This window comes from Streptosporangium sp. G11 (assembly GCF_051192615.1).
Taxonomy (GTDB): Bacteria; Actinomycetota; Actinomycetes; order Streptosporangiales; family Streptosporangiaceae; genus Streptosporangium.
This window is the reverse complement of the sequence record NZ_JBPJUQ010000153.1, coordinates 1-9,217: the sequence shown is the minus strand read 5'-3', so window position 1 is coordinate 9,217 and position 9,217 is coordinate 1. Positions and strand designations below refer to the sequence as shown.

The following is a 9,217-nucleotide window of genomic DNA, read 5'->3' as shown; positions in this document are numbered from 1 at the left end:
AGTGCGCGGGCGAAGAGCACGTCGTCCTCGTCGATCACCTTGGGTCGGCCGCCGTGGTTGCCGCGTGCGGCGGCGGCGTGCCGGCCTTCGAGGGTTTTCTCGCGGATGTAGTCGGGGGTTGAGGAACATCGGAACTGTGAAAAGTCACGCTAAGGGCACGTGATCATGGTTCTTAATGTGACTGGCCGTTCCGATGTGCTGGACCCTCAGCTGGGACGGGGTGGCACAAAGGTACGTAGCGAGCATCGTGACCTGCGAGAACAGGCCCCGGGTCGTTAACGTGGCGCGAGATGCCGGACTATCCCGAGACGTTCAAGTCCGAGACCCGCGCCCGTGACGGCCAGCAGCAGGCAGCCCGCCGCAGTGGGCTGACCTGGGGCGATAGGGCTTAGCGTTACTTTTCGTTCCGATGTTCCTCAACCCCCCACTCCTACTGAGATGCCCAGCCCTCACAGCAAGGCACCGGCACGTTTGACCGTGCGGATGAGCGGCGCGGTCTCCACTTCGCGGACGAGGGGCAGCGCGCCGATGCGCTCGGTGAGGTAGCGGTAGAAGTCCGGCCCGTCCCTGCAAACGACGGCAGCGAGGATGTTGGTGGTCCCGGTGGTGGCCGCGCAGAACGCCACCTCCGGGTGGGCGGCGATCGCCGCTCCCGTCTCGGGCAGGTGTGAAGGCGATACGGACGCCCACAGTCGGGCCTCCGCGCGGAACCCCAGTGCCTTCTCGTCGATGTCGGCGTCGAAGAACAACGTCCCTGCGGCGCGCAGCGCCTCGATGCGGCGTGCCACCGTGGACTCCGACCACCCGGTCTTTCCGGCGAGCACGGGGTAGGACGCGCGTCCGTCGTGGGACAGCGCACGCAGCAGCGGACGGTCCGCGTCGGTGAGGGTGACGGGGTCCCTGCCGCGGGGGACCCCGGCGTGCAGGACCGCCACTTGGTCGTCGTCCAGTACGTGGAGGGTGCGGAACCCGCCGCCGTTGCCGCCGAACGTGTGCAGCACGTTGTGCGCGGTCACCGAGACGACGGGCGTGGTGCGCTGCAGGCGTTCGAGGAGGAGTTCGTCCCGCTCGTCCGGTGACCAGGAATGCAGGCTCGCGGTGATTTCCGTGCCGCCGGAAACCAGGTGCACCCACTGCGTGTCGTCCCGGCGTGCCAGGGCGCGGGCCACCTCGGACGCGGTTCCGGGTCGGCAGCGCACGCGGATGACCCAGCTCGCGCCGCCAAGCGTGGCCGGGTCGATCGCGCCGACGAGCCGCACCAGGCCTGCCTGCCGCAGCCGGGCATACCGGCGGGCGACGGTGCGGTCCGAGACGTCGAGCACCTCGCCGATCCGGGCGAACGGCGCGCGGCCGTCAATGATCAGGGCATGCAGCAGCCCCCGGTCGACCGCGTCGAGCCCGACCACGTCCTCCTGCACAGCCGCACCCCTCGATGCTCGTGACGGTTCCCGTCTCACAACCGCAACTTATGTCAGTTCCTTGCGCTGAGGTCTAGTTTATTGCCGATAGTGTCGAATCCGGGGTCAATGTTGTCGGTATGAAATCTCGTTGGTGGCCGCTGGCGGCCATCTGCCTCGGTACCTTCATGCTGCTGTTGGACGTCACGATCGTGACGGTGGCGCTGCCGGACATGGCAACCGACCTGCACGCCTCGTTCACCGACCTGCAGTGGGTGCTGGACGTGTACGCTCTGGTGCTCGCGGCTCTGCTGCTGGGCTCGGGGTCGGTCGCCGACATCGTGGGACGACGGCGGGCCTACGTGGCCGGTCTGGCGCTATTCGCACTGGGCTCGCTGGCCTGCGGGGTCGCTCCCTCCGCAGCGGTGCTGATCATCGCCAGGGGGTTGCAGGGCGTCGGCGGCGCGCTGATGTTCGCGACGACGACCGCGATGCTGAACTCCACCTACTCCGGGCGTGACCGCGGTGTCGCGTTCGGCATCTGGGGCGCGGTCAGCGGTGCGGCTTCGGCGCTGGGTCCGCTCGCCGGCGGGCTGCTGACCGAGCACGTCGGCTGGCGGTGGATCTTCCTGGTCAACCTGCCCGTTGCCGTGGTGACCATCGTCGTGACGCTGGTGGTGTGCGCCGAGAGCCGTCGGCCGGGGGTGCGCCTCGACGGACCGGGTGTGCTGGCCTTCACGGTGTTCGCCGGCGCGCTGACCTATGGGCTGATCCAGGGCGGTGACCGCGGCTGGGCGGCCCCGGGCACGTGGATGTTCCTCGTAGTGGCGGCTCTGGCGCTCGTGGGGTTCCTGGTGATTGAGTGGCGCGCGGCATTCCCCTCGCTGGACCTGCGGCTGTTCCGGTCGGGCTCGTTCACCGCGACGATCGTCGCTGGGCTGCTGCTGATGGCCTCGGCGTTCTCGATCCTGGCGTTCACCTCGGTGTGGCTGCAGGGGGTGCTCGGGCTTTCCCCGATCACTGCGGGGCTGGTGCTGCTGCCGATGGCAGGCTGCGGGTTCCTGGTCTCGGCCCTGGCAGGCCAGGTGGTCCAGGGCATCTCACCACGCTGGACGGGCGGCGTCGGGATGGTGCTGATCGGCGTCGGCGGCTGGCTGCAGATGTTGGCCGGACCGGGCTCGGGGGTGAGCGCACTGCTGCCGGGACTCGCGGTGGTGGGCGTGGGGATCGGGCTGGCGATCCCCACGCTGACTGCCGCGGCGATGTCGGCGGCCCCGCCGGAACTCGGCGGCATGGTGGCCGGCGCGCTGAACACCGCCAGGCAGCTCGGTTACGCCGTGGGCGTCGCGGTGCTGGGGTTGGTGTTCCGGACCACGGTCGAGCACCACGCGCACGATCCGGGTCTCGTCGGCGCGGCCGCCGCAGGACGCGCACCGCGCACCGACGCGGTCAGCGCGGCGATCGCAGCGGGCCTGGACGCTGGCTACCTCGTCGCGGGCGCTGTCGGCGTCCTGGGCGGGCTGCTCGTCCTGTGGCTGGTGCGCCCGGCACCCGGCCCTGAAATCCACCCCGTTGGTGTCGGCCAGACCGGGCACCGGCCTGGCCACCAGCGCGAACTGACCAATTGACTCCCACCCGGAGAGAACCGCGGAGGACATGATGACCGACGACCGTTCCTGGGGCGACCCGAACCAGTGGGCCCGGATGCAGGTGGAGAAGATCCTTGAGACCGGCACCACCGAGGGCGTCGAGGCGCAGGGCCTGCCGATCGTGCTGCTCACTCTGCGCGGCGCGAAATCCGGCAAGGTGCGCCACACACCCGTCATGCGGATCGAACGCAACGGGCGCTACGCCGTGGTCGCCTCCAAGAGCGGCGCCGCGGCCCACCCCGACTGGTACCACAACATCAAGGCGCATCCCGAGATCCAGCTCCAAGACGGCACCGAGACCCGCACCTACGTCGCCCGCGAACTCCAAGGCAGCGAGCGGGCCGAGTGGTGGGAGCACGCCGTCACCGCCTTCCCCCAGTACACCGAGTACCAGAAGAACACCGACCGTGTGATCCCAGTGCTCGTGCTGGAACCCCGGTAACAACAGAAACCATTGGCGCCACGCCGAAAGCGAGAACGCGATGCGCATCGACATGCACGCCCACTACTTCCCCACCACCTACCTCGACAAGCTCGAAGCCTCCGGCAGCACCTTCACACCCATCGCCCGCGGGGTCCGCGCCGGTGATGCCCCCGGGGAAATCGACAACCGCCTCGCGCTGATGGACGCCGCCGGCATCGACATGCAGCTGCTGTCCGCGACCCCGCAACTGCCGACCTTCGACAACGCACGCGACGCCATCGACTCCGCCAAACTCGCGAACGACCTCTACGCGGACCTGACCTCCCGCTACCCCGGCCGGTTCGCCGGTCTCGCCACGACGCCGCTCCCGCATGGCGAAGCCGCGGCCGAAGAGCTGTCCCGTGCGATGGACGACCTCGGTCTGCTCGGTGCCTCGATCGGCACCGAGGTCGCCCGCCGCGGCCTCGGCGACAAATCGTTCGAACCGCTCTGGGCCGAACTGAACCGGCGCAAGGGCATCCTCTACATCCACGCGTCGGGCCAGGACGCGGCGTCACCGCTCATCGCCGACCACAACCTCCGCTGGGTGGTCGGGGCACCGTTCGAGGACACCATCGGCTTGCTGCACTTCGTGAGCGCCGGGGTGACCGAGCGCTATCCCGACATCAAAGTCCTCGTCGCCCACCTCGGCGGGACACTGCCCTTCCTCGCCCAACGGATCGACGACAGCGCGGCCTACTGGCAGCGGGGCACCCCGAAACCGGCCACCGAGACGTGGAAGAAGATGTGGTGGGACGCCGCCAACTTCCACGGTCCTGCGCTGCGCACCGCCGTCGACACCTTCGGGGCCGACCGCATCGTCCTGGGCTCGGACTTCCCTTACTTCCAGGGAGACCTGTACCTGCGGGCCCGGACCTACATCGAGGACGCCGGCCTGGCTGCGGCTCAGGTCAAGGACATCGTGGAGCTGAACGCCGGCGCTCTTCTGGGGCTGTGACCCGAAGACAGTGTCGAAGGTCCATCGCCGTGTGCGGGGTGCACACGGAACGCCCGAAGCGGCAACGCGAAAGGTAGCTCGGAAAAGTGCATGAAGACGAGTGGGGTTCCGCCAAGCTGGACATGAATGCCTACCTTTCCCGGATCGGCCACCCGGTGACCACGCCGACCATGCCGTCGCTGCAGCGCGCGCATGTCCTGGCCATGCCCTGGAACAACCTCGACATGGTGCTGCGCCGCCCCGTGCAGTTGGACATCGAGTCAGTGCAGGAAAAGCTGTTGATCGAGCGCCGGGGTGGCACGTGCTCGGAGCACACGATCCTCTTCGCAGCGGCGTTGACGCAGCTGGGCTACCGGGTCACCGGCATGTCGGGCCGCGTACAACTGGGCTCGACGTCGGTCCGCCCGGCCACTCACGGACTGTTGCGCGTGGCCGGGGCAGACCGCGTGTGGCTCTGCGACGTGGGCTTCGGCGGCAGCCCACTGGAACCGATCGAATTGGCGGACGGCGCGGAATCCGTGCAGGACGACTGGCACTACCGCGTGACGGGGCTTGATCGACAACGGAACGGTCAGTGGTGTTAGCGAGCCGGCTCTGGCGGAGTTACCGCCATCTGCCGTTCTGATGCGGGTCGGAGGGGTTTGCGTGGCGGGGCGGCGTGGGTGGCAGCCGGAGACGGGCGCGGTGTTAGCGGAAGCGGTCGAGCGCGTCGGCGTGGCCGGCCATCCTGTGACTCGCGCTGTCTAGGGCGCTTGCGTGCTCGTTCAAGGCTGTCGAGTGGTCGGCCAGCGCCATCGTCTGTGCGGCCGCCTGGTCGTGGCCGTGGCGCAATTCATGGTAGATCGCCTGGAGCATCAGCAGTTGCGCATCGGCCAGCCGCTCGCCGGGAGTCCGATCGGCCAGCTCAGCCGCGGTCCTGTCCTCGTAGCCGATGTGACCGTAGGCGTGCTCGGCGAGCTGGTAGAGCAGTTCGGCCTTGTCCCGGTCGCTTTGGGGCCTGCTGTCGGGGGTGGGGGTCTGGGAGGTGTCCACGAGGATGACGGTAACCCCACTGCCAGGGACCTGGCCTGTCACCCGCTACGGCGAGGGCCAAAGGAATGTGCTGAGCTTGCGAAACAGGCTGGTCAGCTCAAGGCGATGCCGACGGCGCGGTGGCTTCGTCGTGGTCGCGGAGCATGCGCAAAATGGTGGCCGCCGACGGGTGCCGGCCCTTCTTCTTGCCCTTGGTGATGACGAGCCGTGAGGCGATCTCGCGCAGGCTGAGGTTCTGCTCGCGCAGGTGCATGGCCATCGACAGCATGGTGTCGTCGGTGACGGCGGCGCCGCCGACGGTTTTGCCGCGGGTGCGGGCGGATTCGTGGCCTTCCAGGGTGCGGTCGCGGATGTATTCGCGTTCCATTCCCGACAGGGCGGCCAGCACGGTGAACACGATCCCGGACGGATCGTGAGAGCCTTGGAGTTCGCCGGTGAGGAACTCCAAGCCGATGTCGCCGGCCTTGAGCTGTTCGGCCAGTGTCGCGAGTTCGATGCCGCGGCCGAGCCGTTTGTGCTCGTGGACCACGAGGGTGACCGCGACGCCCGAGGCGCGTAGTTCGCGGGCCAGGGCGACGGCCCGTTCGAGTTCGGGACGGCTCGTGGCGCGGGTGGAGATCTTCTCGGAGAAGATCCGGGCGAGGCCCGCGGCCTGGAGGGAGTCAAGCTGGGTGTCCAGGGACTGGCGGGTCGTGGAGGCGCGGGCATAGCCGATCCGCACGTGCCCGGCCGGTGCGGTGCCGGCCGCTGTCGGGCGGGGTAGCTCGGCCCAGGCCGATCCCGGCTTGCGGACCGCAGGTGTCGGGACGCTGAGGGTCTTGACCAGGTGGGGCGCGAGGCGGAATCGGGCGGTGTGGTACTGGATGGCCACCTTACCTTTGCCGGTCCGGCACGGCGAGCCGGCGGGCGCGGCGCAGGAGGACATCGGGCAGTCGTGCGCTTCCACGCGCAGGAAGTCGTCGTCACTCACCCCGACATCGTTTCATGTGGGTGTTTCAGAAGGTGGGTCATTTGCAACAACTCATGAAACATACTTTGCCCTGGATGGCCTGCGGTCGGCGACCTGTTTCATAGGTGGTCGCTTGTGAAACACCGCTTGGTGGGTCAGCTGTGCCGACTGCGCGGAGGGTTTGCGTTGTTCGGCTGGTCGCTCTGGTCGGGGGTGGCGGCCCAGGAGGCCAGGAGCCGCAAGGCGTGTTCGGAGGAGGATCCGGGTTCGGCGCTGTAGACGGTCATCGTGAGGCCGGGCTCGGCGATGAGGTCGAATCCTTCGAAGGCCAGGGTGAGATCACCGACGACGGGGTGGTGGAAGTGCTTCACGCCCGTGCCGTGGTTGCGCACGTCGTGGGCGCTCCAGCGGGTGCGGAACTCCTCGCTGCGGGTACAGAGCTCGCCGACGAGGTCGTGCAGTTCCTTGTCGTGCGGGTCGCGGCCGGCCTCGGTGCGCAAGATGGCGACGGAGGTGTCGGCGAAGCGTTCCCAGTCCGGGTAGAAGCGATGTGAGGCGCTGTCGAGGACGGCCTGGACGTCTCGCCCGTCGCCATCGGGGCCATGACATACGGCAAACCCGACCGCGGCCACCCCGTCTGGTCCCTCGGCGAGGAGGCCAGCCGTCCCCTGATCAAGCACGCCCTGGAGGCGGGCATCAACTTTTTCGACACCGCCAACCTGTACTCCTACGGCTCCAGCGAGGAGATCCTCGGCCGCGCCCTGAACGACTACGCCAACCGCGACGACGTCGTGATCACCACCAAGGTCCGCCATGCCATGCGCCCGGGCAGCCCCAATGGCGGCGGCCTGTCCCGCAAGGCGATCATGGCCGAGATCGACGCCAGCCTGACCCGGCTGGGCACCGACCACGTCGACGTCTACATGATCCACCGCCTCGACAACGACACCCCCTTGGAGGAGACCCTGGAGGCCCTGCACGAAGTGGTGAAGGCCGGCAAGGCCCGCTACCTCGGCGCGTCCTCCATGCACGCCTGGCAGTTTGCCAAGGCCCTCCACCTCCAGGAACGCCACGGCTGGGCCCGCTTCGTCACCATGCAGGACCACTACAACAAGTACTTCACTTCGCGCAGGAAGAAGACCGCCACCGCGTAGCATCGCCCTGATCGCCTCGACGAGACGACGAAGGCCGGTTGAGCTGCCGAAATGCTCCCAGCCATACCGCCCGAGGCCAGATCCGCAAGCCTAAAAGATCTTCATGCAAGCCCGATCGGCGACGATTTTCTCTACAAGGTCAAGCCGCCCGCCTGCGGCGGCCAGCGGCGCGTCCGGGCGTCAGCTGGCCGCGCTGCGGCTCTTCGGCCGGTCGCGGCCAGCGCGCCAATGCACCCCGCCACCACTGAATGAACAGCATGAACCTCCAGCCACGCATCGCCGAGCAGCGTGACCGATTGTGGTCCAGACAGCGAGGCCTTGCCTGCCAGTCGGGTGCCTGTTGCGGAGGCGGGCGAGGAGTGGCATTGCTAAACTTCTCGCCCGCTTTCCTCTCGCCGTCGTCGTACAGAATCTGGATATCTCCCATGAATGCCCTTCCTGCCGAAAATCAACAGAGTCTCCTATTCGAACATGGACTCCATGGCTTCTTTATGGCCCAATGGGTCAGCATCGAAGACATCGGCGAGGTGGCCCGGCGGCTGCACATCGAAGCAGAGACGACAGTCGTGTGCGACTTTCAAGCTGCCATGGAATTTTACGGTTCTACGTCCGATGGGTCGTATCGGGCTTGGATTACCCGCCTTGCTCCCGGCTGGTCCCTAGTTCTTTATCTCAATGGATTGAGGTCATCTCCGGAGGCCCTCAGCCTAGGCGGCCAGCGCGTTTTCGATGTCTCATGCATCTACGGTATAGGAGAAATCGATGAACTCTCTTACATCCACAATGGTGTATGGGATGGAACCATCTATGATGAGGAAGAATATCGCATTTACTGGGAGGATCTGAGATATGACATTAATTCACTAGAAGGGCAGCTAGAAGAGTATCTATGTGTCTTGGGAAGAGTCAGTGGGCGGTTTCTCGACCGCGACTGGTTTTCATCGCAGGGGCTGCTGGGCGTCATTCCCGAATAAATGCGCATGTCTCATTTGCGAGCAAAAGATGTGTAGATCCCGTTGTGAGGGATGCGAGGCTCTCTGGCCTTGATAGCCTGTGCATACCGAACTGTTCAGGCGACGCAGCCGTGGCGTGAATCGATCTTGTGGGTTTCGGAAGCAACCTGGCTGTAATGCCAGGTCAGAGTAAGCGTTGGTAGGGATCAGCAGCGGTCTTGAAAACCGCTAGGAGTTCGCCTCCCATGAGTCTCGCGATCATGCTCATGAAAGAGTGGGCTCTGTGCGGATACCGAGGTCGGATCGTGCTTCAACGTCCCAACGATCCCGACAAGGTCTCGCTCATCGAGTATGGAGGTAGCGGTGCACGTCAGGACGCTCGGACAGGCCATGCAGGTCTCGGCCATCGGTCTGGGCTGTATGGGCATGTCTCAGGGCTACGGCCCAAACCCCGGCCCTCACGAGGACATGGTGAGCGTGATCCGGGGTGCCGTGGACGCCGGAGTAACATTCCTTGATACAGCAGAGGTCTACGGGCCTTACGTCAACGAGGAACTCGTGGGTGAGGCCATCGGCCCCATCCGTGATCAAGTCCAGTTGGCAACCAAGTTCGGCTGGGACATCCAGGACGGCAAGTCCGTTGGTCTGAACTCCCGGCCCGA

General features: G+C 66.6%; 11 protein-coding genes. 7 read left to right on the top strand and 4 right to left on the bottom strand.

All coding sequences use genetic code 11. The features are described 5' to 3' along the window. Window positions 1-449: 449 nt before the first annotated feature. Complete coding sequence (locus ACSDR0_RS47900; RefSeq protein WP_435295656.1) at window positions 450-1,418, bottom strand: Lrp/AsnC family transcriptional regulator; 969 nt, start codon at window positions 1,416-1,418, stop codon at window positions 450-452. Between the two features lie 119 nt (window positions 1,419-1,537). Here ACSDR0_RS47900 and ACSDR0_RS47895 point away from each other — a divergent pair, with 119 nt between their 5' ends. The 4 genes from ACSDR0_RS47895 to ACSDR0_RS47880 all read left to right on the top strand — a co-directional run bounded on the left by ACSDR0_RS47895 (window position 1,538) and on the right by ACSDR0_RS47880 (window position 5,051). Next, window positions 1,538-3,025, top strand: coding sequence for an MFS transporter (locus tag ACSDR0_RS47895; protein ID WP_435295655.1), 1,488 nt, complete (start codon window positions 1,538-1,540; stop codon window positions 3,023-3,025). A 31-nt stretch (window positions 3,026-3,056) separates the two neighbouring features. Beyond that, window positions 3,057-3,488 (top strand): nitroreductase family deazaflavin-dependent oxidoreductase, encoded by a 432-nt coding sequence (locus ACSDR0_RS47890; RefSeq protein ID WP_435295654.1) that lies wholly within the window; start codon window positions 3,057-3,059, stop codon window positions 3,486-3,488. Window positions 3,489-3,528: 40 nt separating this feature from the next. Further along, a complete protein-coding gene (locus ACSDR0_RS47885) occupies window positions 3,529-4,467 on the top strand; it encodes an amidohydrolase family protein (RefSeq protein ID WP_435295653.1) in 939 nt (312 codons plus the stop codon). A gap of 86 nt (window positions 4,468-4,553) precedes the next feature. Continuing rightward, the gene (locus tag ACSDR0_RS47880) at window positions 4,554-5,051 is read left to right on the top strand and encodes an arylamine N-acetyltransferase family protein (protein ID WP_435295652.1); all 498 of its coding nucleotides are present in this window, start codon (window positions 4,554-4,556) and stop codon (window positions 5,049-5,051) included. A gap of 103 nt (window positions 5,052-5,154) precedes the next feature. Here ACSDR0_RS47880 and ACSDR0_RS47875 read toward each other — a convergent pair whose 3' ends face one another. From ACSDR0_RS47875 to ACSDR0_RS47865, 3 genes are all read right to left on the bottom strand, one after another. Continuing rightward, a complete protein-coding gene (locus tag ACSDR0_RS47875) occupies window positions 5,155-5,499 on the bottom strand; it encodes a hypothetical protein (protein WP_435295651.1) in 345 nt (114 codons plus the stop codon). A 97-nt stretch (window positions 5,500-5,596) separates the two neighbouring features. After that, window positions 5,597-6,469, bottom strand: a complete 873-nt coding sequence (locus tag ACSDR0_RS47870; RefSeq protein ID WP_435295650.1) for a recombinase family protein — start codon at window positions 6,467-6,469, stop codon at window positions 5,597-5,599. A 134-nt stretch (window positions 6,470-6,603) separates the two neighbouring features. Beyond that, a complete protein-coding gene (locus ACSDR0_RS47865; RefSeq protein WP_435295649.1) occupies window positions 6,604-7,080 on the bottom strand; it encodes a hypothetical protein in 477 nt (158 codons plus the stop codon). Between ACSDR0_RS47865 and ACSDR0_RS47860 the strand changes: the two genes are divergently transcribed. The 3 genes from ACSDR0_RS47860 to ACSDR0_RS47850 all read left to right on the top strand — a co-directional run. After that, entirely contained in the window at window positions 7,021-7,602 is a 582-nt protein-coding gene (locus ACSDR0_RS47860; protein WP_435295657.1) for an aldo/keto reductase, read from the top strand. The two genes, ACSDR0_RS47865 and ACSDR0_RS47860, sit on opposite strands and share 60 nt — an antisense overlap. 425 nt (window positions 7,603-8,027) lie before the next feature. Next, complete coding sequence (locus ACSDR0_RS47855) at window positions 8,028-8,576, top strand: hypothetical protein (protein WP_435295648.1); 549 nt, start codon at window positions 8,028-8,030, stop codon at window positions 8,574-8,576. A 342-nt stretch (window positions 8,577-8,918) separates the two neighbouring features. After that, window positions 8,919-9,217: aldo/keto reductase (locus tag ACSDR0_RS47850; protein ID WP_435295647.1), on the top strand; the 299-nt coding region annotated here is incomplete at its 3' end.

Excerpts from the sequence above, each read along its gene's own strand:
- ACSDR0_RS47890 (WP_435295654.1), top strand. The coding sequence starts at position 3,057 with ATGACCGACGACCGTTCCTGGGGCGACCCGAACCAGTGGGCCCGGATG.
- ACSDR0_RS47855 (WP_435295648.1), top strand. The coding sequence starts at position 8,028 with ATGAATGCCCTTCCTGCCGAAAATCAACAGAGTCTCCTATTCGAACAT.
- ACSDR0_RS47895 (WP_435295655.1), top strand. The coding sequence starts at position 1,538 with ATGAAATCTCGTTGGTGGCCGCTGGCGGCCATCTGCCTCGGTACCTTC.
- ACSDR0_RS47885 (WP_435295653.1), top strand. The coding sequence starts at position 3,529 with ATGCGCATCGACATGCACGCCCACTACTTCCCCACCACCTACCTCGAC.